The 25,649-nt window shown below is 72.0% G+C and carries 26 protein-coding genes; 8 read left to right on the plus strand and 18 right to left on the minus strand.

Features of this window, described 5'->3' with window-relative positions; translation table 11 throughout:
* Positions 1-68 precede the first annotated feature (68 nt).
* Both FHS13_RS03645 and FHS13_RS03650 read left to right on the plus strand, forming a co-directional pair.
* Positions 69-1,472: a zinc-dependent metalloprotease gene (locus FHS13_RS03645; RefSeq protein WP_184287422.1), complete on the plus strand. Its 1,404-nt coding sequence runs from the start codon at positions 69-71 to the stop codon at positions 1,470-1,472.
* Positions 1,473-2,045: an NUDIX domain-containing protein gene (locus tag FHS13_RS03650; protein WP_184287425.1), complete on the plus strand. Its 573-nt coding sequence runs from the start codon at positions 1,473-1,475 to the stop codon at positions 2,043-2,045.
* A 124-nt stretch (positions 2,046-2,169) separates the two neighbouring features.
* On the opposite strand, the gene FHS13_RS03655 is transcribed toward FHS13_RS03650, so the two are convergent.
* From FHS13_RS03655 to FHS13_RS03680, 6 genes are all read right to left on the minus strand, one after another.
* A complete protein-coding gene (locus FHS13_RS03655) occupies positions 2,170-2,745 on the minus strand; it encodes a YgjP-like metallopeptidase domain-containing protein (protein WP_184287428.1) in 576 nt (191 codons plus the stop codon).
* A 275-nt stretch (positions 2,746-3,020) separates the two neighbouring features.
* Positions 3,021-3,185, minus strand: a complete 165-nt coding sequence (locus tag FHS13_RS03660) for a hypothetical protein (RefSeq protein WP_184287431.1) — start codon at positions 3,183-3,185, stop codon at positions 3,021-3,023.
* 47 nt (positions 3,186-3,232) lie between these two features.
* Complete coding sequence (locus tag FHS13_RS03665) at positions 3,233-3,511, minus strand: WhiB family transcriptional regulator (protein ID WP_184287434.1); 279 nt, start codon at positions 3,509-3,511, stop codon at positions 3,233-3,235.
* Positions 3,512-3,718: 207 nt separating this feature from the next.
* Positions 3,719-4,078 (minus strand): hypothetical protein, encoded by a 360-nt coding sequence (locus FHS13_RS03670; RefSeq protein ID WP_184287437.1) that lies wholly within the window; start codon positions 4,076-4,078, stop codon positions 3,719-3,721.
* Between the two features lie 248 nt (positions 4,079-4,326).
* Complete coding sequence (gene tesB / locus FHS13_RS03675) at positions 4,327-5,232, minus strand: acyl-CoA thioesterase II (protein WP_184287440.1); 906 nt, start codon at positions 5,230-5,232, stop codon at positions 4,327-4,329.
* Positions 5,225-7,354, minus strand: coding sequence for an ATP-dependent DNA helicase UvrD2 (locus FHS13_RS03680; RefSeq protein WP_184287443.1), 2,130 nt, complete (start codon positions 7,352-7,354; stop codon positions 5,225-5,227). The genes tesB and FHS13_RS03680 overlap by 8 nt, the downstream gene beginning before the upstream one ends.
* A 283-nt stretch (positions 7,355-7,637) precedes the next feature.
* On the opposite strand from FHS13_RS03680, the gene FHS13_RS03685 reads away from it, so the two are divergent.
* The gene (locus FHS13_RS03685) at positions 7,638-7,898 is read left to right on the plus strand and encodes a mycoredoxin (RefSeq protein ID WP_184287446.1); all 261 of its coding nucleotides are present in this window, start codon (positions 7,638-7,640) and stop codon (positions 7,896-7,898) included.
* A gap of 148 nt (positions 7,899-8,046) precedes the next feature.
* On the plus strand, positions 8,047-8,469 hold the full coding sequence (locus FHS13_RS03690; RefSeq protein WP_184287972.1) for an ANTAR domain-containing protein: 423 nt from the start codon (positions 8,047-8,049) through the stop codon (positions 8,467-8,469).
* An 18-nt stretch (positions 8,470-8,487) separates the two neighbouring features.
* Here FHS13_RS03690 and nudC read toward each other — a convergent pair whose 3' ends face one another.
* From nudC to FHS13_RS03710, 4 genes are all read right to left on the minus strand, one after another.
* Positions 8,488-9,438 carry an NAD(+) diphosphatase gene (gene nudC, locus FHS13_RS03695; RefSeq protein ID WP_184287449.1) on the minus strand — a complete coding sequence of 317 codons (951 nt, stop codon included), beginning with the start codon at positions 9,436-9,438 and terminating at the stop codon, positions 8,488-8,490.
* Positions 9,439-9,497: 59 nt separating this feature from the next.
* Complete coding sequence (locus FHS13_RS03700) at positions 9,498-10,874, minus strand: dipeptidase (protein ID WP_184287974.1); 1,377 nt, start codon at positions 10,872-10,874, stop codon at positions 9,498-9,500.
* A 204-nt stretch (positions 10,875-11,078) separates the two neighbouring features.
* Entirely contained in the window at positions 11,079-11,336 is a 258-nt protein-coding gene (locus tag FHS13_RS03705; RefSeq protein ID WP_184287453.1) for a Txe/YoeB family addiction module toxin, read from the minus strand.
* Positions 11,333-11,578 (minus strand): hypothetical protein, encoded by a 246-nt coding sequence (locus FHS13_RS03710; protein ID WP_184288030.1) that lies wholly within the window; start codon positions 11,576-11,578, stop codon positions 11,333-11,335. Before FHS13_RS03710 ends, FHS13_RS03705 begins: the two co-directional genes overlap by 4 nt.
* Positions 11,579-11,727: 149 nt before the next feature.
* Here FHS13_RS03710 and FHS13_RS03715 point away from each other — a divergent pair, with 149 nt between their 5' ends.
* Positions 11,728-12,273 (plus strand): EF-hand domain-containing protein, encoded by a 546-nt coding sequence (locus FHS13_RS03715; protein WP_184287456.1) that lies wholly within the window; start codon positions 11,728-11,730, stop codon positions 12,271-12,273.
* Between the two features lie 10 nt (positions 12,274-12,283).
* On the opposite strand, the gene FHS13_RS03720 is transcribed toward FHS13_RS03715, so the two are convergent.
* From FHS13_RS03720 to moeZ, 5 genes are all read right to left on the minus strand, one after another.
* On the minus strand, positions 12,284-15,595 hold the full coding sequence (locus FHS13_RS03720) for an ATP-dependent helicase (RefSeq protein WP_184287460.1): 3,312 nt from the start codon (positions 15,593-15,595) through the stop codon (positions 12,284-12,286).
* The gene (locus tag FHS13_RS03725) at positions 15,588-18,731 is read right to left on the minus strand and encodes a UvrD-helicase domain-containing protein (protein ID WP_184287977.1); all 3,144 of its coding nucleotides are present in this window, start codon (positions 18,729-18,731) and stop codon (positions 15,588-15,590) included. The genes FHS13_RS03720 and FHS13_RS03725 overlap by 8 nt, the downstream gene beginning before the upstream one ends.
* Before the next feature lie 96 nt (positions 18,732-18,827).
* Positions 18,828-19,154 carry an MGMT family protein gene (locus FHS13_RS03730; protein WP_184287463.1) on the minus strand — a complete coding sequence of 109 codons (327 nt, stop codon included), beginning with the start codon at positions 19,152-19,154 and terminating at the stop codon, positions 18,828-18,830.
* A gap of 42 nt (positions 19,155-19,196) precedes the next feature.
* A complete protein-coding gene (locus tag FHS13_RS03735) occupies positions 19,197-19,616 on the minus strand; it encodes an SPW repeat protein (RefSeq protein ID WP_184287466.1) in 420 nt (139 codons plus the stop codon).
* A 195-nt stretch (positions 19,617-19,811) separates the two neighbouring features.
* Positions 19,812-20,975, minus strand: coding sequence for an adenylyltransferase/sulfurtransferase MoeZ (gene moeZ / locus FHS13_RS03740; RefSeq protein WP_184287468.1), 1,164 nt, complete (start codon positions 20,973-20,975; stop codon positions 19,812-19,814).
* Positions 20,976-21,279: 304 nt separating this feature from the next.
* On the opposite strand from moeZ, the gene FHS13_RS03745 reads away from it, so the two are divergent.
* The 3 genes from FHS13_RS03745 to FHS13_RS03755 all read left to right on the plus strand — a co-directional run bounded on the left by FHS13_RS03745 (position 21,280) and on the right by FHS13_RS03755 (position 23,433).
* Entirely contained in the window at positions 21,280-21,471 is a 192-nt protein-coding gene (locus FHS13_RS03745; protein ID WP_343064886.1) for a hypothetical protein, read from the plus strand.
* 170 nt (positions 21,472-21,641) lie between these two features.
* Positions 21,642-22,289: a TetR family transcriptional regulator gene (locus FHS13_RS03750; protein WP_184287476.1), complete on the plus strand. Its 648-nt coding sequence runs from the start codon at positions 21,642-21,644 to the stop codon at positions 22,287-22,289.
* Between the two features lie 367 nt (positions 22,290-22,656).
* On the plus strand, positions 22,657-23,433 hold the full coding sequence (locus FHS13_RS03755) for a mechanosensitive ion channel family protein (RefSeq protein ID WP_184287479.1): 777 nt from the start codon (positions 22,657-22,659) through the stop codon (positions 23,431-23,433).
* A 73-nt stretch (positions 23,434-23,506) separates the two neighbouring features.
* On the opposite strand, the gene FHS13_RS03760 is transcribed toward FHS13_RS03755, so the two are convergent.
* The 3 genes from FHS13_RS03760 to FHS13_RS03770 all read right to left on the minus strand — a co-directional run bounded on the left by FHS13_RS03760 (position 23,507) and on the right by FHS13_RS03770 (position 25,175).
* The gene (locus FHS13_RS03760; protein ID WP_184287481.1) at positions 23,507-23,749 is read right to left on the minus strand and encodes a hypothetical protein; all 243 of its coding nucleotides are present in this window, start codon (positions 23,747-23,749) and stop codon (positions 23,507-23,509) included.
* Positions 23,750-24,014: 265 nt separating this feature from the next.
* On the minus strand, positions 24,015-24,326 hold the full coding sequence (locus FHS13_RS03765) for a DUF6401 family natural product biosynthesis protein (RefSeq protein WP_184287484.1): 312 nt from the start codon (positions 24,324-24,326) through the stop codon (positions 24,015-24,017).
* 141 nt (positions 24,327-24,467) lie between these two features.
* Entirely contained in the window at positions 24,468-25,175 is a 708-nt protein-coding gene (locus FHS13_RS03770; RefSeq protein ID WP_184287487.1) for a ferritin-like fold-containing protein, read from the minus strand.
* Positions 25,176-25,649 lie beyond the last annotated feature (474 nt).

Here is a 25,649-nt window from a genome sequence, read left to right on the forward strand (position 1 = left end):
TTCACTCCGGGCGACTCCCAGCTAACGTGACAGTGGAGACCAAATCTAATCCTGCCTGAGGTCTGATCGTGAGCGACCTTCCCTTCGGTTTCAGCATGCCGAACGATCCCGACGACGAGTCCGGACGCCATGGTGGCGGCTCCGGCTCGGGTGCCGGCAGCGGCGGCCCGGGCGGTGGCGGCATGCCCGAGGGCTTTCCGTTCGGCGACCCGCAGCAGATGGCCGACATGCTGCGCCGCTTCGCCGACATGATGTCGTCCCAACCCGCACCCGGCGGCGCCGGAGGCGCACAGAGCGGTTCGGGCATCAACTGGAGCGCGGCCAAGGACATCGCGCGCCAGATCGTCGCCCAGAAGGGCGACCCGAGCGTACCCGCCGGCGACTACGCCAAGGTCGTGGACGCGCTGCGCCTCGCCGACCTGTGGCTCGACCAGGCCACCGACCTGCCCTCGGGCATCCAGACCGCCCAGGCGTGGAGCCGCTCGGAGTGGGTCGAGCGGACGATGGACTCGTGGGTCCAGCTGTGCGACCCGCTCACCAGCAAGACCGTGCGCTCGATGGGCCAGAGCCTGCCCGAGGAGATGCAGTCCGTGGCGGGGCCGCTGCTGGGCATGATCCAGCAGATGGGCGGCATGATGGTCGGCCAGCAGGCCGGACAGGCCATCGGCGAGCTCTCCCAGGAGGTGGTGGGCACCGCCGACATCGGCCTGCCGCTGGCCGGTGAGGGCACCGCCGCGCTGCTCCCCCGAGGGGTGGAGAGGTTCAGCGAGGGCCTCCAGGTGCCCGACGACGAGGTACGGCTGTACCTGGCGGCGCGGGAGGCCGCGGTGCACCGGCTGTACTCGCACGTGCCGTGGCTGCGCTCGCACCTGTCCCGCCTCGTCGCCGAGTACGCGGACGGCATGTCCTTCGACGCCGCCGCTCTGGAGGACCGTCTCGGCGAGATCGACATCAGCGACCCCGAGTCGCTCCAGCAGGTGCTGGGCAGCGCGGAGGGCGGACTGTTCCAGCCCGAGGACACGCCGCAGCAGAAGGCGGCGCTGGCCCGGCTGGAGACCACGCTGGCGCTCATCGAGGGCTGGGTGGCCAACGTGGTGTCGGCGGCGGTGAGCGGCCGCCTCCCGCAGGCCGGCGCGCTGGCCGAGGCCACGCGGCGGCGCCGGGCCACCGGCGGACCCGCCGAGCACACCTTCGCCGCCCTGGTGGGCCTGGAACTGCGCCCGCGCCGCCTGCGCGAGGCGTCGGCTCTGTGGGCCGCCCTGGAGCAGGCGCGCGGGGTCCAGGGCCGCGACGCGCTCTGGCAGCACCCGGACCTGATGCCCGGAAGCGAGGACCTGGACGACCCGGAGTCCTTCGTCAGCGGTGGGAACGAGACCGAGTTCGACATCTCGGCACTGACCGAGGAGGGCCCCGGCACATCCGGGCGCCGGCCCGAGGACGAGGAGGACGGCGAGCGGGGAGAGGACTCCTAGGTGTCACTGCACGCCGACGCACGGGCGGTGCTGTCCGCCTGGACCGCGCCCGACCTCCGGCAGGAGGAGCTGCGGCGCCTCTACCTGGAGCACCTGGACACCCACGAGAACGGCATGTGGCGCGCATGCCTGCCGGGCCACATCACGGCGAGCTCCGCGGTGATCTCCGCCGACGGCCGCCACGCGGTGCTCACCCTGCACAGGGTCCACCGCATGTGGCTGCAGACGGGCGGGCACTGCGAGCCCGAGGACACCTCCCTGGCGGGGGCGGTACTGCGTGAGGCCACCGAGGAGTCGGGGATCCGGGGTCTCACCCTCCTGCCCGGAGGACCGCTGAGGCTGGACCGGCACCCGGTTCCGTGCGGGGGCGGCAGCTTCCACCTGGACGTCCAGTACGCGGTGCTGGCCCCGCCGGACGCGGTGTTGGTGCGCGACCCGGACGAGTCGGCCGACCTGGGCTGGTTCCCCGTGGACGACCTCCCCGAACCCACCGACGAGGTGACGCGCTCGCTGGTGCGCGCCGCGGCCGAGGCCGTGGCCGCCCATCGGGAGGCGGGCGCGGTCGAGGGGTGACCCGGGATCCGGACCGCTCGGCGCGGACACGGTCCGGGTCCGCGGTACGGATCCTCTCGCCGGCCCGGGGGACCGGGTTCCCCGCGGGGGCGTCTCTCCCGGACAGGTCTCGGGCAGAGGGGCCTCAGGTGGGGAACTCGTCGAGGGCGACCTGGCCCTGTTCCGGCTCGGAGGGCTCGTCGGGCCGGTCGCAGGATTCCAGCCGGGAGGCGGCGCTGAACCCTTCCAGGTAGCCGCGGGCGCGCTCGGTCCGGGGGTAGCGGCGCACCAGTTCCCAGAAGTCCCGCCCGTGGTGCGGGATGGACAGGTGCGCGAGTTCGTGGACGAGGACGTAGTCGACGACCCAGGAGGGCATCGCCGCCAGACGCCGGGAGATGCGGATCGTGCGGGTCTCGGGGGTGCACGACCCCCAGCGGGCGTTCTGGTTGTCGACCCAGCGGACGCTCTCGGGAAGGTCGGCCCCGCCCAGGTAGCGCCGGGCCAGCTCCACCGCCCGCTCCTGGAGTTCCCTGTCGCCGGGGTGTCTGCGTCCTTCGCGGGCCTCCAGTCGTTGCAGCATGCGGCCCACCCAGCGCTTTTCCTCTGCGCGGGAGAACGTCGCGGGCACGAGGACGACCGTGGTGTCCCCGTCCCGGTAGGCCGATACCGTTCGCCGACGACGGGGACTTCGCCGTACCTCGATTTTTGTGTTCGAGGGCACAGACTTTACGGTAGCCGAGGAGCGCGCTCCCGAACAGGCGCGTGTTGTCCCGTTATGCCATTGGTTCTCCGATTGAGGGGGCGGCCAGGAAGCCCGGAAAAGGGCGACTCCACAAGGTGATCTGTGCCGTTCTGGGGCTTTTTTCGGCCGTAAGGCACTTTTCTTTGCCCTCGGAGGACAGAGCGATCTTTACCCCTGGGACACGAAAGCGAGACCGGACGGTGACCGCCCGCGCGGTCACCGCCCGGCTCCGGTCAGCTCTCGGGCGGATCAGGTCAACAGAGCCTCGACCACGCTGTTTCCGTGATCATCTCCGTGGCACGGCGCTCCTCCCGCCGGAGTGCCCGCAGCTGCCGGGCCGTCAGTCGGCGGCCCTGGTGTTCACGCCGGAGCTCGGCGTCCATCTCACCGACCACGCGCACGAGTTCGAGCATCATCATCTTCTTGTCCTTCGGGTCTTGTGTGGTTCTGCTGCCGGCGGCGGGATTCAGGCCGCGACCGGTGCGGGGTTCTTACGGGGGCGGCCGCGCGGGCGCTTGCGCGCGACCACCTGGCCGGCGACGAGGAGCTGGCCGCCCCAGACGCCCCACGGCTCCTTGCGGTCGAGTGCGTCCGCCAGGCACTGCTCCCGTACCGGGCAGGCGACGCAGACCGCCTTGGCGGCCTCGACATCGGCAGGGGCCTCGGCGAAGAACAGGTCGGGCTGCAGGCTGCAGGGGACTTCGGTCTCACCCAGCAAGGGCGCTTCCAGGACCGACGCAAGCATCGGTGCCCTCCAAGATCTTTGATCGTCTCGTACAACGCGGTCGGTGTTCTCGGTTCACCGGCTCGGGTCCGGTGCGGGACCTGACTTGCGATGTCGACGCCTTTTCCCTTGTCCCTGGGGGACGGGGAACGGGCGAGGATACAAAGAAAGCCGCGGCCCCTGTGTCGGGGTCCGCGGCCACGGTCGAAACTCTCGGCCTGTCCTGCTCTAGGCCGGAATCTTCCGTGGACACTCCCCCGGTGCGCCGTAGCGGCGCCGGGCAGTTTCGGCGTGATCCGTCGCGGTCTCGCCACGCTCACGGGCGAGCTCGCCGCCAGTGGGCACACCACTGCCCTGGCGGACGGACTGCGAGGCGAGGAGCGCCGAAGGCTTGCTGCCGGAGCCGAAGCCTCCGGCCTCTCCCTTGGTGTCCTCCACGACACGGGTGCCCAGGAGGACATCCGCGCTCAGGACCGTCCAGGCGGCGGTGCTGCCGGAGAGACCGCGCTCGGCGGTGCCCGAACCGGACAGCAGCGGCAGCTGGGCCAGAGGCATGGCGAAACCGGTGGTCTTCGTGATGCTGATCATCAGACGGGGCACCTCCTTCACGGTCGGGCGCAGGAATCTTTCACCTGAGCCGGCAGCGGTCAATGCGACGTGTTACAGACTATGGGTCGGGCAGAAGCCCGGCAACCTATTTTTGAGCTGGGAGAACGGCCGAATCCGGCCACCGATTTCCTGTTTTCTCGGACGTTCGGAAGGGTTCACCCTGCCGATGCGGAGCGGGTCGTCCCCGGCCGGACCGCCGCCCGGGGACGGGCGGCCCCCGCCCCGGGTCAGGGGCGCAGGGCCTCGGACCAGCCCTCGGCGTCGATGACCCGGATGAGCCCTTCCTGGACGACCGAGCAGACCAGGTCGCCGTCGCGGGTGTAGACCAGTCCCCGGGCCAGGCCGCGCGCGCCCCCGGCGGTGGGGGTCTCCTGGGCGTAGAGCAGCCACTCGTCGGCACGGAACGGCCGGTGGAACCACATGGCGTGGTCCAGGCTGGCCATGGAGATGCCGGCGAAGGAGCGGCCGTGCCGCAGCAGCACGGTGTCCAGCAGGGTCATGTCCGAGGCGTAGGTCATCAGGCACACGTGGCTGAGGCGGTCCTCGGGCAGTTTGCCGTCGACCTTGAGCCACACCGGATTGGTGGCGGTGCGCAGGCTCGGGTCGCGCTCGGCCTCGTAGGACAGCGGCCCCACCGGGCGCAGCTCGATCGGGTGCCAGCGCACGAACCCCGGCACCTTGCCGAACTCCGCGCGGATGCGCTCGCGCGTGCTCGGCAGCTCCTCGGGCGGGGGCACGTCGGGCATCGGGATCCGGTGGTCCAGGCCCGGCTCCTCCTTGTGGAAGGAGGCCGACAGGGTGAAGATCGGCTTGCCGTGCTGGATGGCCACCACCCGGCGGGTGGTGAAGGAACGCCCGTCGCGGACCCGGTCGACCTCGTAGACGATCGGCACCGAAGGGTCACCCGGGCGGATGAAGTAGGCGTGCAGGGAGTGCACGTGGCGCTCCGCGGGCACGGTCCGGCCCGCGGCGACCAGGGCCTGGCCCGCCACCTGGCCGCCGAACACCCGCTGGGGGCCCTCCTTCGGGCTGCTGCCCCGGAAGATGTTGACCTCGATCTGCTCCAGGTCCAGGATCGCCATCAGTTCACTCAGGGACTGCTCCCGCTCCAGCTTGTCGGAGCTCTCACTCATCCGTCGGATCCTCCGGTTCGTCACCTGTGTCCTCGCCTCCGAAGACCTGGGCGGGGTCGGCTCCGGAGACCAGGGCGAGTACCGCCTCACCGTAGCGTTCGAGTTTGGCCGCTCCCACACCGGACACCGCCGCCAGTTGGGAGAGCCCGCTCGGCTCCTGCTCGGCGATCGCCTGGAGGGTGGCGTCGGTGAAGACCACGTAGGCGGGGATCTTCTGCTCCCGGGACACGGCCCGGCGCCACTCGCGCAGCCTCTCCATCAGCGCCTCGTCGTAGCTGGAGGGGCAGTCCAGGCAGCGTCCCAGCTTGCGCTCGGCGGCGTCGGTGAGCGCGGCGGCGCACACCCGGCAGCGGGCCGGGCCTCCCTTGCGGCGCTCGGCCCGGCGTGCGGCCGTGGAGGGCGAGGCGGGGCGCAGACCGTCGAGGAACCGGGACGGCTTGCGCGTCCTGCGACCGCCCGGCGAACGCGCCAGGGCCCACGACATGGACAGGTGCTCGCGTGCGCGGGTGACACCGACGTAGAACAGGCGGCGCTCCTCCTCCACCTGCTCGTCGGTCTCGGCGTAGATGATCGGCATCATGCCCTCGGTGAGGCCGACGAGGAAGACGGCGTCCCACTCCAGGCCCTTGGCCGCGTGCAGGGAGGCGATCGTCACGCCCTCGAACCCCGGCGCGTGCTCGATGGCCATGCGCGTGTCGAGCTCGTCGACGAAGTCGGCCATGGTGACCGCCCGCCCCCCGTGCCCGGTCCCGGCGGCCATGTTCTCGGCCAGCTGCGCCAGCGCCGACAGCGACTCCCAGCGCTCGCGTGCCCTGCGGCCCTCCGGGGCGGCGTCGGTGAGGCCGATCTGGCCCAGGAGCTGGCGGACGGTGCCCGCCAGGGGCGCCGGCTCCTCCCCCGGGACCTCGTGGCGGGCACCGCGCAGCAGGTGCACGGCCTGCTTGATCTCCGGACGCTCGAAGAAGCGGGAGGTGCCGCGCACGGTGAACGGGATGCCCTCGTCGTTGAGGGCCTGCTCGTAGGCGGCGGACTGGGCGTTGGTACGCACCAGGATCGCGATCTCCCCGGCCGGCACGCCCTCCTGCATCATGACGGCGATCTTGCGTGCGACGCCGGTGGCCTCGGCCGGCTCGTCCTCGTACTCCTGGTAGACGGGATCGGGTCCGTCCGGCCTCTGCGCCTGGAGGGTGAGGTGGCCGGCGGAGGTGGTGCCGCGCGCCTGGGAGATGACGTGGTTGGCCACCCGCACCACCTGGGGGGTGGAGCGGTAGTCGCGGACCAGCTCGACGACGGTGGCGTGCGGATACCGCGCGGCGAAGCCCGTGAGATAGGAGGGGGTGGCTCCCGCGAAGGAGTAGATGGTCTGGCTGGGGTCGCCGACCACGCAGATGTCGTCGCGGTCGCCGAGCCAGGCGTCCAGGAGGAGCTTCTGGAGCGGGTTGACGTCCTGGAACTCGTCGACGACGAAGTAGCGGTACTGGTCGCGCACGCGCTGGGCGATCGCCGGGTACTCGTTGATCATTCCGGCGGTGAGTTCGAGCATGGACTCGAAGTCGAGGAGGTTGTGCTCGCGGCGCAGCTCCTCGTAGGCCTCGAAGACCCGGGCGACCTCGTTGCCCGGCAGCGGCGTCTGGCGGCCCGTCTTGGCCGCGGTCTTCTCGTAGTCGCTGGGCCGCACCTGGGTGACCTTGGCCCACTCGATCTCCCCCGCGAGGTCGCGCAGGCCGTTGCGGTCGGGCTGGATTCCGACGGAGTGGGCGGCGCGCGCCACGGCCTGGACCTTGCTCTCGATGAGGGTGGGCCTCTCGCCGCCGATGACCTGGGGCCAGAAGAAGGAGAGCTGGCGCAGCGCGGCGGCGTGGAAGGTGCGCGCCTGTACGCGCGGGGCGCCCAGGGCCCGCAGCCGTCCGCGCATCTCCCCCGCCGCGCGCGTGGTGAAGGTGACCGCGAGGACCTGTTGCTCGTCGACCACCCCGCCGGCGACCGCGTGGGCGATGCGGTGGGTGATGGCGCGGGTCTTCCCTGTTCCGGCACCGGCCAGGATGCACACGGGGCCGCGCAGGGCGCGCGCCGCCTGTGTCTGCTCCGGGTCCAGTCCCTCCAGGACGCGGTCGGGGTCCATGGTGCTCCTGCGAGTTGTCGGGACGGTTGGGCGGGCTGAAGGCAGTCTCTCAAGTATCCGCCGGGGCGGGCCCCGGCGGGCACTTGTCCACAGCCCGGATCCTCCCGGTACGGAACGCGGTACCACTCTCTGTGCGGCGAAGGACACATTCAGAACCACTTGCCCCTGTGAGGCGTCCCACGTTGTGTCGAGCGCCCCCGGGAAGCGGAACGGCCCCGTCCGTTGTTGGACAGAGGGACGGAAACCGGCCCCCGGCCGCGAGACGAGAAGAGGACCGAGCGAGATGACGAGCACGTCCACCGACAAGTTCACGATGTACACCACCCCTTGGTGCGGGTACTGCAAGAGGCTCAAGAGCCAGCTCGCGCGCGAGGGGATCACCGGCCAGGAGGTCGACATCGAGAAGCACCCGGAGGCGGCGGAGCTCGTGATGAAGGTCAACGGCGGGAACCAGACGGTCCCGACGCTGGTCTTCAGTGACGGTGCGGCGATGACCAACCCGTCGCTCGCCCAGGTCAAGCAGAAGCTGGCCGAGCTGTCGTAGGACGGCTGCGGCCCGCGGGTGCGCCCGCGGGCCGCGGTACCCCGAACCCGGGGCACACCCCCGTCCGAGGGCGGTCCGGCCATGGGACAACCCGACGGAAGCGACGACGGGGAGTGTGGAGTTGGGGGACGACGTGAGGTCTCAGGACATGGCGGTCGCCGCATCGGCGGACGCCGGGGTGGTGCGCCGTACCCCCAGGGGGTGGCGCGTGGGCGGGCAGGAGATGCCCGACCTGGTGAGCGCGATGGTCCTCGCCGACCTGCTCTCCGGCGAGGCCGACGCCGAGCGGTTCCGGACGCGGGCTCCCGGCCGGGTCCCCGAGGGGGCCTCGGAGGTGGAGCGCCTGCGGCACACCGTCGCCCAGCTGGAGCACGCGCTGCACTCGCGCGTGGTGGTGGAGCAGGCCATCGGCGTCCTCGCCGAACGGCACACGATGACCCCGCGCGAGGCGTTCGAGCGGCTGCGCTCCTCGGCCCGCTCGCGCGGTCTCAAGGTGGCCCACCTGGCGCGCGACGTGGTGGAGAGCAGCACGAGCCCCCTCACCTCCCTGCCGGAGGAGCTGAGCGGCTGACGCCTCTCCTCGGGGCTCTCACCACTCCCCGGGGAGCTCCCCGCCGTACCAGTGGTCGATGAGGGTGCGGGCGATCGAGATCCGCCCCGGCAGGAGGACCTCTCCGCCGCGTGTGGCCTCGAGGAGTTCGTCGCGGCCGAACCAGCGCACGTCGGCGATCTCGTCGTCCGTCCGCCCGGTCTCCCCGACGGCGCGCGCGGTGTAGCCGACCATGAGGCTGCGCGGGAACGGCCAGGGCTGCGAGGCCAGGTAGCGCGGGTGCTCCACCACCACACCCGTCTCCTCGGCGACCTCGCGGACCACGGCCTGCTCCAGCGACTCGCCCGCGTCGACGAAGCCCGCCAGCGCGGAGTAGCGGCGTTCGTCCCCCCAGCGGGCGTTGTTCCCCAGCAGGATCTCCTCCCGGCCGTCGCGTTCGCGGTGCACCAGCATGATGACGGCCGGGTCGGTCCGTGGGTACTGCTCGCTGCCCTCCCTCTCGCAGACCCGGACGTGGCCGGCCGCGGCCGGGACGGTGCGGGAGCCGCAGGCGGGGCAGAAGCCGTGGGTGGCGTTCCAGTTGGCGAGGGAGACCGCGCGGGTGAGCAGGCCGGTGTCGCGGTCGGGCAGGAAGGCGCCGACCTCGCGCAGGGAGGCGAGCCGGGCGCCCTCGCCGGCGGTGAGCGCGCTGGGCGCGCGCACCGCGAAGTAGGCGCGGCCGTCCTCCACCCCGAGCAGGTAGCGCTCGCCCTCGGGTGCCTCCTCCGGGGTCCTGAGCACGAGCTCGGGAGCCCCGCCGTCGGTGACCAGGGCCCGGGACTGCTTGAGCATCATGCTCCTCCAGTCGTCGGTGCCCACGTAGCCGCCCTCCAGGACGAGCACGCGGGTGGCCGGGTCGGCCCACGCCTTCTCCAGCCACTCCGCGTCCCTGCGCAGGTGCCCGGCGGGGTCGATGGAGAAGCGGGACAGCGAGGGTATGGCAGGGTCCATGGGTCCTTCCTTCGGAGTGGGCCGCGCCGCGGTGGCGCGGCCCGTGCGCAGAACGCGGATCAGCGGCCCGCGGAGGCGAGCTCCTCCCAAAGGTATGCGGCGCTCTCGGCCCCCTTGAGCAGCAGGGGCACCTCGACCTTCTCGTTGGGGGCGTGGATGCGGTCCTCGTCGAGGCCCACGGCGACGAACACCAGCGGGGCACCGAGGATGTCGGCGATGTCGGCCTCGGGGCCGCTGCCCCCTTCGCGGGTGAACAGCACCTGGGTCCCGAAGGCGCGCTCCATGGCGGCGCGGGCGGCCTTGAGGGCGCCGGAGGAGAGGTCGGAGGCGCAGGCGCGCACACCGCCGCCGAACTCCGTCTCGACGCGCAGGCCGTCGGGGGTGTTCGCCTCGACGAAGGCGCGCACGCACTCCTGGATCCTCAGGGGCTCCTGGCCGGGGACCAGCCGGAAGCTGACCTTGGCGTGGGCGGAGCGGGGGACGATCGTCTTGCCGCCGGCACCGGTGTGCCCGCCCCACATGCCGTTGATCTCGGCGGTGGGCCGCAGCCAGATCCGCTCCAGGGTGGAGTAGCCCTTCTCGCCCCACACGGCCCTCGATGCCGCGGTGGCCAGCCACTCCTGCTCGTCGAAGGGCAGGCGGCCGATGAGGGCGCGCTCCTCCTCGCTCGCCTCGACCACGCCGTCGTAGAAGCCGGGGATCGCCACGCGGTTGTCGTCGTCGTGCATGCCCGAGAGCAGGTCGCTCATGGCCTTGAGCGGGTTGGGGACGGCTCCGCCGAAGGAGCCGCTGTGCAGGTCGCGGTCGGGGCCGTACAGGGAGATCTCGACGTCGGTGACGCCGCGCATGCCCACGCACATCGAAGGGGTGTCGGCCGCCCACATGGTGGTGTCGGAGATGACGGCCACGTCGCAGGCCAGCCGGTCGCGGTTGGCGGCCAGGAGCTCGGCGAAGTGCACGGAGCCCGACTCCTCCTCGCCCTCCACCAGGAGCTTGATCGTGACCGGCGGGGCGTCGGCGCCGGAGGCGGCCAGCGCGGCACGCACGCCGAGGGCGTGGAAGAGCACCTGGCCCTTGTCGTCGGAGGCTCCCCGCGCGAACAGGGAGGTGCCGCGCTCGGTGGGCTCGAAGGGCCGGGTCTCCCACTCCTCCAGCGGATCGACGGGCTGGACGTCGTGGTGGCCGTAGACGAGGACGGTGGGCGCCGCGGGGTCGGCGGCGGGCCACTCGGCGAACACGGCGGGCAGGCCGGGGGTCTCCCACAGCTCCACCGTGGGGAAGCCCGTGGCGGACAGGTGGTCGGCCAGCCACCGCGCCGAACGCCGCACGTCACCGTGGTGGGCCGGGTCTGCGGAGATCGAGGGGATCGCCAGCCACTCCTTGAGCGAGGAGAGGAATTCGTCCCGGTGGGCCTCGATGTAGGCGCGAACGTCCATATGCATGTCCTTGTCTCGACATCCTTGTCGATTCCGACCTTAGACCTGGACGAATCGTCGGCGCGACGCGGGACGGAGCGGCCGGAGGAGGCGTCGTGGGCGGAAACGGCCCAGGTCGCGGGGACATCCGCTGGGGAACGCACCGCACGGGCCGGAGCCGGAGCGGCTGCGCCGTGAGAAGCAGGCCCCGGCGTGCGGAGAAGGTCAGTAATGGCCTCTGGCACTCACGACCGTGATCTCCTCGTCCGCCACCGCGTACGCCGGCCGGTGCTCGCCGGTGATGCGGCGCGACCAGCGGTTCGGCCCCCTGTGCTTGAGCGGCTCGGGCTTCCCCGACCCACCGAAGGGGTCACGGAGAGCCCCCTCCATGAGCTTGCGGATCTTCTTCGCGATACGCCGGTCGTGCTCGACCCACCACATCAGGTCGTCCCGGCCCTCGGTGTGGAAGGACAGCTTCCTCATCCGCCGTCCTCGACGGCCCGGTCGATGTCGTCGAGGGTCGCGCTCATGATGTTGCGCCCGGCGTCGACGTCCTCGCTGCGGCGCCGGATGTCGTCCGGGGTCGGTTCGGCAGTACGGACGACACGTACGGGGTGGAGGGTGATGGTCCCGTTCTCGGCCTTCTCGACCTCGTAGTACTCACTGGTCGCGATCTTCTCCCCGAGAGTGATGCGGCCTCTGCTACCGGTTCTGACGAGTTCCACGACTGCCTCCTCCATGTGTGGGCATTGCCCACTCTCCCATCTTGGGTAAATGCCGCCAAGTTCTTCGTGAGGCACACGGGGAACTTTTTCGCTGTCCGGGAACTCAGAGGACACGGGGCAGGAACGTCCCGTCCCAGGAGAGGAGATCAGTGAGCACCACACCGTCAGAGGCGGTCGCAGCCAGGTTCAGCGACCTGTTCGACGTACTCGACACCGATGGTGACAAGTCCGTGACGTGGGCCGACTACCAGCGGCTCGTGGACCGCTACACCTCCGGGTACGGGCTGGACCCGCAGGAGCGCCGGGCGCGGGCGGTCGAGGAGGCGTACCGGTCGCTGTGGCAGGAACTGCTGCGGCACTCGGGGGCCGAGGAGCGCCTGGAGCGGGAGCGGTTCGTGGCCGCCATGCACGCGGCGGCCGAGGACCGGAGCCGGTCCAACCCCGCCGAGGGTGTGGCCGAGGCGGCCTTCGACCTGCTCGACGCCGACGGCGACGACCGGATCAGCGGCTCCGAGTTCCTGCGCTACGCCGAGGCCCTGGGCGCCGGGACCGTCGCCGCCGGGGAGCACTTCGGCGCGGTGGACACCGACGGCGACGGGTTCATCAGCCGCACCGAGTTCGTGCTCTCGGCCCGGCGGTACCTGTTCGGCGAGGACAGCGGAGCCGGGGGCGGCTTCGTCTTCGGCGTGATCTGAGCCCCGCCGGTCAGCGGCCCGGTTCGGGGAGGGCCGTGAAGAGGGCCGCCAGGCCCTCGGCGTCGAGCAGGTCGGCCGGACGGACGGTCTCGTCGGCGCGCACGTAGTGGAACGCGGCACTGACCTCCTCCAGGGGGACACCCGCCAGGTCCGCCCAGGCCAGGCGGTAGGCGGCCAGCTGCACACCCACGGCGCGGCGCTCGGCCGCGTTCGAGGGCGGTCTGCCGGTCTTCCAGTCGACCACGTCGTAGCGTCCCGTCTCCGCGTCGTGGAACACCGCGTCCATGCGTCCGCGGACGAGACGGTCGCCGATCACCGTCTCGAAGGGCACCTCGACCTCGACGGGGACGCGCGGGCCCCACTCGCTCTCCTCGAAGCGGCGCTGCAGCTCGGCGAGGTCCTCGTCCTCCCCCGCCGTCTCGTCGGCCGCCCCCGGCAGCTCGTCCAGCAGGGCGGCACCGGGACCGAACCGCTGCTCCAGCCAGGTGTGGAACGCCGTGCCGCGCCGCGTGTGCGGCGCCGGCGGGCGGGGCAGGGGCCTGCGGATCTGGCGGGCCAGCGCCGACGGGTCGCGGGCCAGCCACACCATCGACGACACCGAGAGGTGGCCGGGCAGCTCCACCTCGATCGTCCCGCCGGCGGGCCCGGACTCCTCGCGGTCGCGGTGGGCGAGCAGCAGGCGGGTGTCGCGCTCCCAGCCCTGGAGGCGGCGGCGCAGCTTGTCGTGGCGGGCGGGGTCCGGGGCGGGGTCGCGGCCCTCGCGCAGGGCTGCGCGGGCCCGCTCCACCAGGGCCGCCCCTTCGAGGATCTCGCCGTGGCGGCCGTCCGGGGGCTCCTCCGGCGGCCACACCGCCGTGCCCTCCTCCTCGTCGTGCGGGTTGGTCTCGTCCGCCTCGGGCGGGTCCGCCCAGTGGACGATCCGGTCGCAGACCTCCCGGACCTCCTCCAGGAACACCGACGGCCCGCGCGGCGCCGTGCCGGTGCGCCCCCACCAGTGGCCCGTGCACACCAGGCGGAACGAGGCCCGGGTGACGGCCACGTAGGCGAGCCTGCGCTCCTCCGTCAGGTGGCGGGCGGCCTCCTCCTCCTTGAAGGCCTCGATGTCGTCCTTGCCCACCCCCGCGAGTTCGGGAAGGCTGTCGCGGTCCCCGCGCAGCGGGTAGGGCAGCAGGTGGTCGGCCTTCACCCAGGCGAGGGAGTCGCGCGCCTTGGCGGGGAAGACGGGGTTCTTGCCTCCGCTGAGGCCCGGTACGAACACCACCGGCCACTGGAGCCCCTTGGCTCCGTGCATGGTCATGAGCTTGACGCTGTCGGAGGTGCCGACCCGGTCGCCGGGTGCCAGCCCGCTCTCGTTCTCCTCGGCGGCGCGCAGATAGCCGAGGAAGCTGCCCAGGGACGGGTCCTCGCTGCTGCCCGTGAACCGGACCGCGTGGTCGACGAACGCGTCCAGGTCGGCGCGGGCCGAGAGCGGGTCGCGGCCCGTGCGTGCGCCCACCTCGATGTCGAGGCCGAGCATCCGCTCGACCTCGGTCACCAGGTCGGGCAGCGGCTGGCCGACGAGCTTGCGCAGCGAGCGCAGCTCCTCGGCCAGGCGGCCGAGCCTGGCGTACCCCGTCTCCGAGTAGTTCTCCGCGGGGCCGGGATCGTCGACGGCGTCCACCAGGCTGCCGCTCTCCGAGGTCAGGTCCAGGACGCTGCGCCGGAGCACGTCGTCCCCGGCACCCTCCTCCTCCGGCTCCGGTCCGGTGAGGTCGCGCCGGGTGGCGCGGGCCAGCTCGGCGGCGCGGGTGCCCAGGGCGGCGAGGTCTCGCGGTCCCAGCCGCCAGCGGGGCCCGGTGAGCAGCCGGGCGAGCTCGTTGCCGGCCGAGGCGTCGTGGACCACGCGCAGGGTGGCGATGATGTCGCGGACCTCGGGCACCGCCATGAGCCCGCCGAGGCCGACCACCTCGACGGGGATGCCCTGGGCCTCCAGCGCCTCCCGCAGGGCGGGGAACTGGGCACGGCGGCGGCACAGCACGGCGATGTCCCCCGGGCCCACCCCGCCGTCGGCCCGGCCGCCCGACTCGCCGGGGGGCCAGGGCAGACCGTCGGGGGCGGTGCCCCCGTCCTCCGCCCGGACCAGCTCCCGCACCTCCCGGGCGATCCAGAGGGCCTCCTCGGACTCCGTTCCGAACAGGGCCGTCCGGACGGTGCCGCGACCGCGCCGGGCCGGGCCGGGATACAGGACCGGCACCTCGCGGGCCTCGGCGCGCAGCTCCTCCGAGATCCGCCCGGCCGCCGCCAGGATGCGCTCGCCGTTGCGGAAGCTCGTGGACAGGCGGCGCACCGCCGCGGGCCGTCCCGGGCCGGCGGGGAAGTCGGTGGGGAAGCGGACGAGGTTGGCCGCGATGGCCCCGCGCCAGCCGTAGATGGACTGGCAGGGGTCGCCGACGGCGGTCACCGCGTGGCCGCCGCCGAACAGCGAGCGCAGCAGGACGAGCTGGGCGTGGCTGGTGTCCTGGTACTCGTCGAGCAGCACCACCCGGAAGCGCCCGCGCTCGACGAGCCCCACCTCGGGATGGTGCTCGGCGATGCGGGCGGCCAGCGCCATCTGGTCGCCGAAGTCCATCGCCTCCCGCACGTGCTTGGCGTGCCGGTAGCGCTCCACGAGCGGCAGCATCTGCTCGCGGCGCCGCTGGGCGGCCACCAGGTCCCGGGTGGGGGCGGTGACCTTGGGCAGCGCTTCGACCCCCGCCTGGATCCACCGGCCGATGCCGCGTACCGCGTCGGTGGTGGTGAGGTGGTCGGCGATCTCCCCGGACAGGTGCAGCACCCGCTGGGTGACGGTCTCCGCGCCGACGTCGACGGCGTCCATCGGCCCGTCGTACTCCTCGACGATCCGCGCGGCCAGCTGCCAGGACTGCCCCTCGCTCAGCAGCCGCGCCGTGGGCTCGACCGCCTCGCGCAGCGCGTGGTCGGCGACGATGCGCCCGGCGTAGGCGTTGTAGGTGGACACGGTGGGCTCGCCGTCGAGCACCTCCTCCTCGACCACCCGGGCCTCGCGCAGCTGTTCCAGGCGCTTGCGCACGCGTTCGGCCAGTTCGGCGGTGGCCTTGCGGGTGAAGGTCAGGCCGAGCACCTGTTCGGGGCGCACGTATCCGTTGGCGACCAGCCACACGACGCGGGCCGCCATGGTCTCGCTCTTGCCCGAGCCCGCCCCGGCGATGACGACGCCGGGTTCCAGCGGGGCGGAGACGACCTCGGACTGCTCCGCGGTGGGTTCGGGCTGCCCGAGGAGGCGGGCGATCTCGGCGGGGGTGAAGCGGGGGTGGGGTTCAGACATGCCTGCCCTCGTCCTGGACCGGGCAGCAGGCCTTGACGGCGCACATCTTGCAGCCCTTGTTGCGGATTGCGGTGAATCGGGAGCCGCCCATCCCGGCGGCGACCCCCGTGACGAGGTCCTGTGCCCACCGGGGGTCGGGGTCCTCCCCGAGGGGCGGCTGGACCTGTTCCCGCGCCTTGTGCTTGAACGCGTCCCTGCCGATCTGCACGAGGGAGGCGCCGCCCGGCTCGGTGAGGCCGAGCTTGGCGAAGGCGCCCTTGAGCACGGCCATCTGGTACACGCCGAGCTGGGGGTGGCGGGCCAGGTCGTCGGCCTTGGCGCCGGTCTTGATGTCGACGACCACGGCACGGCCCTGGCCGTCGCGCTCGAGGCGGTCGACGCGGCCGGTAATCTCGATCCCGTCGACCTCGACCTTGAAACCCTCCTCGGTGACGACGAGCTCGCGGTCGTTGGCGGCGTGCCACGCGACGAGCTTGCGCGCCATCTCGTCGGCGCGCTCGCGCTGCTTCTCGGACTGCCAGGGGCCGCCGAGGTCCAGGTCCGCCCAGATCTCGTCCATGCGCTTGCCGACCTCGTCGGCGCCGGCGCCCTCGGCGACCAGGACGGCGACCGCGTGCATGACCGTGCCGAGCGCCGAGGCGGTACCGCCGGAGGAGGCTCCGGCCGCGCGCTCCAGGAGCCAGCGGAACTCGCAGCTGGTGAAGCTCTCCACCTGCGAGGGCGAGACGCGGACGGTGTCGCCCTCCTCGGCCAGGGGCCGGTCGTCGGAGAAGGGTGTGAGCGCGTACCACTCGGCCGGATCGGCCCCCCGCACGCCCTCCTCCGCCAGGCGCGCCAGATGGGCCGCGGCGGCGGAGCGCAGAGGATCGGGGGCGTCGCGGTCGGTGACGACCGAGCGCAGGTCGGCCACCAGGGAGGGCAGCGACAGCCAGCGCAGTCCGGTGCTGACGGGTTCGGGGTCGCCGACCCCGGTCTCGAACAGGAAGCGAGACGGGCGCTCCTCGGCCTCCTCCCCTCCGACGGCGGTCACGACGAGGGACCGCCGGGCCCGGGTGAGGGCGACGTAGAACAGGCGCCGCTCCTCGTCCAGGAGCTTGGAGGCCAGCGCGGCACCGGAGGAGTCGGCGCCGTGCGCCTCGGCGTCCAGCAGCTCCTCCACGCCGAGGAGGGATCCGCGGAGCCTCAGGTCGGGCCACTCCCCCTCCTGTGCGCCGGCGACGACCACCAGCCCCCATTCCAGGCCCTTGGAGCGGTGCGCGGTGAGGATGCGCACGGCCTCGCCCTCGGGGGCGCGCTCGGCGAGGCTGTCACCGGGGATCTCCTGGGCGTCCAGGTCCTCCAGGAACCCCTCGGGCGTGCCGGGGGGCAGCCGGTCGCAGTAGCGGGCCGCGCTCTCGAACAGGGCGACCACGGCGTCGAGGTCGCGGTCGGCGGAGGCGCCGCGCCGTCCGCCGGCGAGACTGGCGCGCAGCAGCCTGTCGGCGAGACCGCTGTCGCGCCACAGCCGCCACAGGACCTGTTCGGCGTCGGCTCCCCGGTCGGCGAGCTCGCGGACGGCGGCCAGGGCCCCCGCGATCCGCAGGGCCGGGGCGGCCACCTCGGGGTCGACGAGGGTGAGGTCGGCGGGGTCGCGCAGCGCGTCGGCGAGCAGGCGGGACGCGGGCCGGTACGCGGCCCCGTCGTCGCCGCTCCCCCCTTCGGCTCCCACGCGATCCAGGTCCAGGCGGCGCAGAGCGCGCACCAGGCGGCGCAGTCGGACGGAGTCGGCGTCACCGAAGGGGCTGGTGAGGAGTGCGCGGGCGGCCTCGTCGTCGATCCCCTCGGGGTCCAGGCCGTGGCGGACCAGGGCGAGCAGCGGTCGGACGACGGGTTCGGCCGCCAGGGGGATCTCGTCGGCGCCGACGGCGACGGGGACGGAGGCCGCGGTCAGGGCGCGGCGCAGTACCGGCACCTGGCGGGCGGCCGAGCGCACCAGGATCGCCATGTCCGACCAGGGGACGCCGTCCACGAGGTGGGCGCGGCGCAGGGTGTCGGCGATGATCGCCGCCTCCTGCGCGGGGCTGTCGGCCAGGAGCAGCCGCACCTCCCCGTCGGGGACCCCCTCGGCGGGCCGCAGGTCGCGGTGCTCGTTGACGCGCCCGTCCCCGGAGGGAACGGCGGGGAGGCGCCGGGTGAGTGCGCGCGAGGCGGCCAGCAGCACCGAGCCGCTGCGGCGGCAGGTGCGCAGCGACACCACGGGGGCCTCCTCGCGGCGCACGGTGCGGAAGCGGCGCGGGAACTCCAGGATGCCCCGCACCTCGGCGCCGCGGAAGGCGTAGATGGACTGGTCGGGGTCGCCGACCGCGACGAGGTCACGCCCGTCCCCGGCCAGGGCGTGCAGGAGCTCCTCCTGCGCGGGGTCGGTGTCCTGGTACTCGTCGACGAAGACGGCCTCGTGGGCGGCGCGCTCACGCTCCTGGACCTCGGGGTCGGCGAGCATGTTGGCGGCGATCCGCACGAGTTCGGCGTAGTTGAGGGTGGGCACGGGGGCGATGTCGAACCGGCCGGTGTAGCGGTCCAGGAAACCGGCGGCGGCGATCCAGTCGTCGCGGCCGCGCTCGCGGCCCATCGCCTCCAGCTCCGCCGGACCCAGCCCGCGTTCCTGCGCACGCATGAGGAAGTCGCGCAGTTCTTCGGCGAACCCGCGGGTCTCCAGGGCCGGTCGCAGCCGTTCGGGCCAGGCGGAACCGCCTTCGACGGCCTCCCAGCGCAGGAGCTCGCGCACCTCCATGAGCTGCTCGGGCCCCGACAGCAGCCGGGGCGGCCGGTCGCCCATGCGCTGGAACTCGCGCCGGATGAGGGAGTAGGCGTAGCTGTGGAAGGTGAGGGCGAGCGGTTCGCGGGTGGTGCGGCGCAGGCGTCCGGTGATGCGCTCACGCAGCTCCTGCGCGGCTTTGCGGCTGAAGGTGAGAACGAGGACGCGCGAGGGGTCGATGCCGCGGTTGTCGATGCGGTCGACGACGGCCTCGACGATGGTGGTGGTCTTTCCGGTGCCGGGGCCGGCGAGGACCAGGAGGGGACCGCCCTCGTGCTCGACCACGCGCCTCTGGTTCTCGTCCAGCACCGGCGGCGGCTGCACCTGGTGGGCACGCCGCACAAGACGGTACGGGGATGTGTTCACCCCACCAGTTCACCAGAAACCGGCGACCATCCTGCCCGGTTCTTCACGGACAGAGGGTTTTGTCGGCCGCCGTCAGGTCCGGGTTTCCCCGTCCCACCGGGCTTCCCGCATGTTCACCCGCTCACCCGAAGGACGCAGGGGAGTGCCCTCGGCCACGTAGTGGGAGAGGGCCTGCCCGCCGTGGCAGGGGGGCGGGCGGCCGTCGGCGCGCACCACCCGCCACCAGGGCACGGCCCCGCCCCAGGCGGACATGACCGCGCCGACCTGCCGCGGGCCTCCCCTGCCGACGTACTCGGCGATGTCGCCGTAGGCCATCACCCGCCCCGGCGGGATCCGCTCCACCACGGCGAGGACCTCCTCGGCGTAGTCGTCGGGCCCGCTCTCCTCGCTCTCGAACACGCGGAAGAGCCTAGCGCCGCCCTCCGACGAAAGGAGGGAGTCTCACCGGTTGCCGGCCGGGCGCGGGGGGCTGTCACCGTCCCAGTTCTCGGTCGTGTGCACGCTCCACCGGGAATCCGGGTCCTCCTGGCGGGTCTTGCGGGCCTTCACCAGGCCGTAGGCGCCGAGGACGGCGATGACCGCGCCGAGTATCCACACCGACCAGGCCGCCAGGGCCAGGTGGGTGAAGCCCAGCAGCCACGGCAGCAGGAACGTCAGCACACCGAGGGCCAGGGTGGCCACCTCGCTCGACAGGGCCCCCGGCCTGGTGAGGGAGAAGACCGCGGCCACGACGACCCCCAGTCCGAGGATGAACAGGCTCCCGCCGCTGAAGCCCTGCATCCCGTGCCAGACCCAGCTCGCGCCCAGGGCCAGTCCCGCGACGATCGCCCCCCAGTCCGCCCAGCGTCCCTTCCTGTTCATGAAGACACCTCCTCCGGGCCTGTGGCCGACGCTCGGCCGACGGCCCTCGAGGGCCATGTACCCAAAGCGGCCCGGGCAATCGCGAAGGGGCCGCACCCGGCCTCGGGTTCTGGCGGCGGGTGCGGCCCCTTCGGAAGCGGGTCCCGGGAAGGTTCTCCCGGGCCGTGCGGCCCGAGATGATCCGAAGGACAGGGACTAGTACTCGGGGAGGCTGGGGTCGACCTGGTTGATCCAGGCCAGGACACCGCCACCCACGTGCACGGCGTCGGCGAAGCCGGCGGCCTTGACCGCGGCCAGGGCCTCGGCGGAGCGCACGCCCGACTTGCAGTGCAGGACGACGCGCTTGTCCTGGGGCAGCTGCGAGAGCGCCTTCCCGTTGAGGAACTCACCCTTGGGGATGAGCGTCGCACCGGGGATGCTGACGATCTCGTACTCGTTCTTCTCCCGGACGTCGACGAGGAAGATCTCGTCGGCCTTGTTGTCCAGCAGGTCCTTGAGCTCGGTCGCGGTGATCGTGGAGCCGGCGGCGGCCTCGGTCGCCTCGTCCGACACGGCGCCGCAGAACGCCTCGTAGTCGATCAGCTCGGTGACCGGGGCGGTCTCGGGGTCCTTGCGGACCTTGACCTCGCGCCAGCTCATCTCCAGGGCGTCGAAGATGAGCAGGCGGCCCACCAGGGGGTCGCCGATGCCGGTGATCAGCTTGATCGCCTCGTTGACCATGACCGAGCCGATGGACGCGCACAGCACGCCCAGGACGCCGCCCTCCGCGCAGGAGGGGACCATGCCGGGCGGCGGGGGCTCGGGGTAGAGGTCGCGGTACTGCGGCCCGTACTGGTTCCAGAAGACGCTGACCTGACCGTCGAAGCGGTAGATGGAGCCCCACACGTAGGGCTTGTCGAGGATGACGCAGGCGTCGTTGACCAGGTAGCGGGTCGCGAAGTTGTCGGTCCCGTCCAGGACCAGGTCGTAACCCGCGAAGATCTCCAGCGCGTTGTCGGAGTCCAGGCGGTCCTGGTGGAGGACGACCTCGACGTTCGGGTTGACCTCGCGGACGCTGTCGCGCGCGGACTCGGCCTTGGGCCGGCCGATGTCACTCTGGCCGTGGATGACCTGGCGCTGGAGGTTGGACTCGTCGACGACGTCGAAATCGATGATGCCGAGCGTGCCCACGCCCGCGGCGGCCAGGTAGAGCAGTGCCGGGGAGCCCAGCCCGCCCGCACCGACGACCAGCACCTTGGCGTTCTTCAGGCGCTTCTGCCCGTCCATGCCCACGTCGGGGATGATCAGGTGCCGCGAGTACCGGCGCACCTCGTCCACGGTCAGCTCGTCAGCTGGTTCCACCAGCGGCGGCAGCGACACTGTGACTCCTCAAGTCTGTTCAGGTGCTTCGCACCGCCTGCGTTCGACGGCGGCTGCGGGCGAGGGGTGCGGCGCGAAGCGTGCTTGCACTTATACCCAACCTAACGGGTGGGGTTTGGCATTCCCACCCCGGGGAGGTGTGGGACACACCGTCCGGGAGAGGCTCTCCTCCTGGGCAACCCCGGCAGGCCCGGAGTTCATTCCGTCCGGTTCGCCGACCCGGCCCCGGGTAGGGACGTCGGTACATCTGGTGACGACATGGGGAGGACCTGTGCCCGAGAACCGATCCGCGAGAAGGAGCCCTGTGCCCGGCGACGATCCCACCGCCTCGGTTCCCGAGGCCGACGCGGTCGAGCAGAGCACCCCCGCATCGGGTGACGAGGACAACGGCGACTGGCTCGACCGCGCCGAGGAGGAGGTCTTCGGACAGGCGAGCGAGGCGGACGTCCTGGACCAGTTGCAGGATGTCGGCGAGGACGACGAGGACCGCCGCTGACCTGCACCGGCGGGCGCACATGCCCGCGCCCAAGCTACGCCGGAGTAGGATGGACAAAAGGAAAGCTGTGGAACGCGTCGCGGGCCGAAGGCGGGTTCGGCAGCACTACCAGCCGCGCAGATGTCCAACAGTGGCGTGCATCTGCCATGCCGATTTCGGAGGGTGTGGGTGTGACAGCTCCTTCAGACGCCCGCGCCCGGGGTACCCGCTTGCCCCGGGTCAGGCGCCGCCGCCAACTTCTGGCCGCCGCGCAGGAGGTCTTCGTCGAACGCGGGTACCACGCGGCCGCGATGGACGAGATCGCCGAACGGGCCGGCGTCAGCAAACCGGTGCTCTACCAGCACTTTCCCGGCAAGTTGGAGCTGTACCTGGCACTGCTCGAAGAGCACTCCGAGTCGCTGGTCGAGAAGCAGCGCGAGGCCCTGCAGAGCACCGACGACAACCGCCAGCGCGTCATCGCGAGTTTCCGCGCCTACTTCGACTTCGTCGCGGGCGACGGTGAGGCCTTCCGCCTGGTCTTCGAGTCCGACCTGCGCAACCTTCCCGCCGTGCGCGAGAAGAGCGAGCAGACCATGCAGCGCTGCGCGGAGCTCATCGGAGCGGTGATCCGCCAGGACACCAGCATCTCCGACGAGGAGGCCCACCTGCTGAGCGTCGGCATGGTCGGCATGGCCGAGACCAGCGCCCGCTACTGGATCAACACCCGGGGCGCCATCCCGAAGGAGGCCGCCGAGCAGCTCGTGGCCCGCCTGGCCTGGCGCGGCATCAGCGGCTGGGACCTCCAGCGCGGCGCGGCCGAGGAGCAGCAAGAGACCTAGCCCGGGTTCCGGGATCATCTCGGGCCGCACGGCCGCCGGTCGTTCGCCGGGAAATCGGCTCCGGCCCTGTCCGGCGGAGGCCGTCCAAGGGCTTCCCGCGGACTGCGGGGAACCCCCGGGGACACCCGGGGGTTCCTCTCTGCCGGGGCCGCTCCCCCGTCCCGCGGTTCTGTACCGCATTTTCTTTTCCCTTTTTCTTTATTTGTTCCCCAAGAAAAGGAAATCCCCTGAGAAAGGGGTTCGCCAGAGGTTCGATCCAGAATCCCCGGGTATCGGCGAAAGAGGAGCGCCCTGCTCCTTTCTGCCACGTCCGAACGGCGGGCTTTCGCTTTCCGGACGGAGCAATCGACTTGGGGGTGAAGACGTTATGGACGTGGGTCAGAGCCTGATGACGGCCTGGCAGTCGGTGGTGGCCTTCCTGCCTCAGCTCATCGGCTTCCTGGTGATTCTCGTTCTCGGATGGCTCATCGCCTGGGCCGTGGGCAGGCTGGTCGGCAAGGGCCTGCACAGCGTCGGGCTGGACCGCGCCCTCCACCGCGGCGGTGTGGGCGAGTACTTCGAGCGCAGCCGCTGGAGCGCCAGTGAGCTGTGCGGAAAGATCATCTACTACGTCGGGCTGCTGTTCGTGCTCACGCTCGCGTTCAACGTCTTCGGGCCGAACCCGGTGAGTACGCTCCTGAGCGACGTGATCTCGTGGATCCCCAGCGCCGTCGTGGCGCTGGTGATCGTGGTGGTCGCCGCCATGATCGCCAAGGCCGTCCGCGACATCATCAGCGGGGCCCTGGGAGGCCTGTCCTACGGGCGCCTGCTGGCCAACATCGCGGCCGTGTTCATCCTGGGCCTGGGCGTCATCGCCGCCCTGAACCAGGTGGGCATCGCGGTGAGCGTGACCCTGCCGGTGCTGATCACCGTGCTCGCGACCATCGGCGGCATCCTCGTCGTCGGTGTCGGCGGCGGCATGATCAAGCCGATGCAGTCCCGCTGGGAACACTGGCTGGGCAGGGCCGAGGAGGAGAGCGGCAAGATCTCCGAGCAGGCCAGCTACCGGGCCGGGCGCGACGCGGCCCTGAACCGTCCGGGGCCCGCCCCCCGCGAGGAGGCCCCGGCCCACCGCCGGGGCGCGGGCGGCAGCACCGCTCCCTGACGGCACACACAAGAGAGGGAGGGCGGGGCCCTGCGGCCCCGCCCTCCTTCCGTGCGCACACCGGTCGTGCTCCCTACAGGAACTCCGAGTCGCTCAGCTCCAGCCGCGAGAGGTGCTCGATCCTGCGGAAGGCCAGCACCACCGTGGACACCATCGGGATCAGGGCGAGCCAGAAGGCGATGTTGCCCGGACCGGTGAAGAACATCGACAGCAGCGCGATGACGAAGATCAGTGCGAAAAGCGCGAAGTCGACGCGGTCCTGTTGGATCAGGACGCCGACCGGTGGGCGCGCCGCCCCATGCCGACCGCTCCTCATTCGCATTCCTTTCTCGCGGCTTCGCGGGCCGCTCCGCCAGTCACGGCTCGTCGGCCCGCTTCGGACCGACATAACGCCGCAATTACCACGTTGCATTCCGCAGTGCTCTGTTTCGACCACGGAGGTGACGGGTCCGTGGCCGGCCGCTGTGGTCGGCCGTGCTCACAGCGTAAGCCCACGGAGGGGTTTTTGCTGGAGTTCCGGAAGGAGGAGCGGCCGAGCAGCCGGGCACCGTCGGTCACACCGGCACTGCGATGACACAAACCTAGCGGACGAGACCGCGCTCCTTGGCCAGGCGGCAGATGGCGAGGATGCGGAGGGTTTCCCAGTCGTACTCCACGGCCTCGGAGTCCCAGCCCCGCTCCAGGCACCCGTCGAGGAAGCCGTGGAGGTAGGTTCCGAGGGTCCGGGCGGTCACCTCGCCGCCGGAGGAGGTGATGGCTCCGCACACCTGTGCGGCGTGCTGGTCCAGCTCAGCGCACATCCAGGGTTCGAGCGGACCGTCGAGCGGGCCGATCCGGTGGAAGTCACGGGTGAGGCCGGCCAGCGGGTGGCGCACAGAGGTCCCACGGGGCATGGAAGTACCTATTCACGGGCTGGGAAGACGGGGAACGGTATCGAGTTTACGTCCCGTCCCCATCCGATCGTCACGAAAGTGTTGGAAATAACCCGGGTTCGGTCATGTCCGAACCATGATTCGGTCAAGAACCCCGCAGGGTCAGGCGGTGAGCCCCATGGCTTCGAGCCGGGCGGAGTGCCGGGCGGTGAGCGCGGCGAACATCCGGCTCACCTCGGCGAGGTGCCCCAGCGCGGCCGTGCCCTCCTCGGCCCCGTCCCCGGTCCCGGAGGCCAGCAGCGCAGCCAGCTCCGGACGGCTCACCGCCACCGACTGCGCCTGGCTGAGCGCCTCGCCGACCAGTCGGCGCGCCCACAGGGACAGGCGGCCGGACAGCGCGGGGTCCTTCTCCACCGCCTCGCGCACCGTCTCCGCGATGAACTCGGCGCGGCCGGTCTCGGCCGTCGCGCTCTCCACGACGGCCCGGGTTCCGTCGTCGGCCAGCTCCGCGACCTTGCAGTAGAAGTCGCCGGCGATGCCGTCACCGACATAGGTCTTGACCAGGCTCTCCAGCCACGTCTTGGGCCGGGTGCGCTCGTGCCAGGCGTCCAGGGGCTCCACGAACGGGGCCATGGCCTCCTCGGGGTCGGCGCCCAGTTCGACCAGCCTGTCCCGGATCGCCTGGTAGTGCACCTGCTCGGTGGCCGCGATCGCGGCCAACCGGCCCTGGCTGCGCAGGGAGGGAGCGAGACCGGCATCGGCGGCCAGGCGGAAGAAGGAGCCCAGTTCGGCGTAGGCGAGCAGACCGAGGAGGTCGATCACCCCCCGATCGGCGGAGGGGCCTGAGCTGGTGGAGGGGCCTGTGGTCATGACCGCCAGGGTATCGCCAGGTGCTCCGCGCGGAGAAGCCGGGACTAAACAGGGCCTGCGGGCGGTTGCACACACGGGGAAGCGGGTACGCCATTGCCGTCCGAGAAGCCCGGTGAACTGCTATGTCCACCGGGGAAGTCAGCAGCTAGACTCTCACTGATGACCTGCGTGTGCGGCCGAAGCGGACCTCTCCTCAACACACGCGGGGATCTCCCGCACACAGCGGTGCCGTGCAGAGGACGCCGCCCGAGCGCGAACGGTCCCGCCGGCGGTCGACAGTGCGCGAGGAAACGATGACCCACGGTCGCTCCCGCCAACCAGGGAGCGGATCGAGCGGACGGATCCGCCCACGGCCGGGTAGCCCCCCGGGCCGCACGGACCCGGACGGCAGCGCCGCCGCGCAGTTCCGAACGAACGGGACGGCCGACGAGCCGCGCCTTTCCGCGGCGGCCCGGAGCCGGCCGCAACCGCATT

The sequence above is a fragment of the Nocardiopsis algeriensis genome (assembly GCF_014203695.1).
Classification (GTDB): Bacteria; Actinomycetota; Actinomycetes; order Streptosporangiales; family Streptosporangiaceae; genus Nocardiopsis; species Nocardiopsis algeriensis.

Excerpts from the sequence above, each read along its gene's own strand:
- FHS13_RS03660 (WP_184287431.1), bottom strand. The coding sequence starts at position 3,185 with ATGATGATGCTCGAACTCGTGCGCGTGGTCGGTGAGATGGACGCCGAG.
- FHS13_RS03665 (WP_184287434.1), bottom strand. The coding sequence starts at position 3,511 with ATGCTTGCGTCGGTCCTGGAAGCGCCCTTGCTGGGTGAGACCGAAGTC.
- FHS13_RS03670 (WP_184287437.1), bottom strand. The coding sequence starts at position 4,078 with ATGATCAGCATCACGAAGACCACCGGTTTCGCCATGCCTCTGGCCCAG.
- tesB (WP_184287440.1), bottom strand. The coding sequence starts at position 5,232 with ATGAGTGAGAGCTCCGACAAGCTGGAGCGGGAGCAGTCCCTGAGTGAA.
- FHS13_RS03680 (WP_184287443.1), bottom strand. The coding sequence starts at position 7,354 with ATGGACCCCGACCGCGTCCTGGAGGGACTGGACCCGGAGCAGACACAG.
- FHS13_RS03685 (WP_184287446.1), top strand. The coding sequence starts at position 7,638 with ATGACGAGCACGTCCACCGACAAGTTCACGATGTACACCACCCCTTGG.
- FHS13_RS03690 (WP_184287972.1), top strand. The coding sequence starts at position 8,047 with ATGGCGGTCGCCGCATCGGCGGACGCCGGGGTGGTGCGCCGTACCCCC.
- nudC (WP_184287449.1), bottom strand. The coding sequence starts at position 9,438 with ATGGACCCTGCCATACCCTCGCTGTCCCGCTTCTCCATCGACCCCGCC.
- FHS13_RS03700 (WP_184287974.1), bottom strand. The coding sequence starts at position 10,874 with ATGGACGTTCGCGCCTACATCGAGGCCCACCGGGACGAATTCCTCTCC.
- FHS13_RS03705 (WP_184287453.1), bottom strand. The coding sequence starts at position 11,336 with ATGAGGAAGCTGTCCTTCCACACCGAGGGCCGGGACGACCTGATGTGG.
- FHS13_RS03720 (WP_184287460.1), bottom strand. The coding sequence starts at position 15,595 with ATGTCTGAACCCCACCCCCGCTTCACCCCCGCCGAGATCGCCCGCCTC.
- FHS13_RS03735 (WP_184287466.1), bottom strand. The coding sequence starts at position 19,616 with ATGAACAGGAAGGGACGCTGGGCGGACTGGGGGGCGATCGTCGCGGGA.
- FHS13_RS03755 (WP_184287479.1), top strand. The coding sequence starts at position 22,657 with ATGGACGTGGGTCAGAGCCTGATGACGGCCTGGCAGTCGGTGGTGGCC.
- FHS13_RS03760 (WP_184287481.1), bottom strand. The coding sequence starts at position 23,749 with ATGAGGAGCGGTCGGCATGGGGCGGCGCGCCCACCGGTCGGCGTCCTG.
- FHS13_RS03765 (WP_184287484.1), bottom strand. The coding sequence starts at position 24,326 with ATGCCCCGTGGGACCTCTGTGCGCCACCCGCTGGCCGGCCTCACCCGT.
- FHS13_RS03770 (WP_184287487.1), bottom strand. The coding sequence starts at position 25,175 with ATGACCACAGGCCCCTCCACCAGCTCAGGCCCCTCCGCCGATCGGGGG.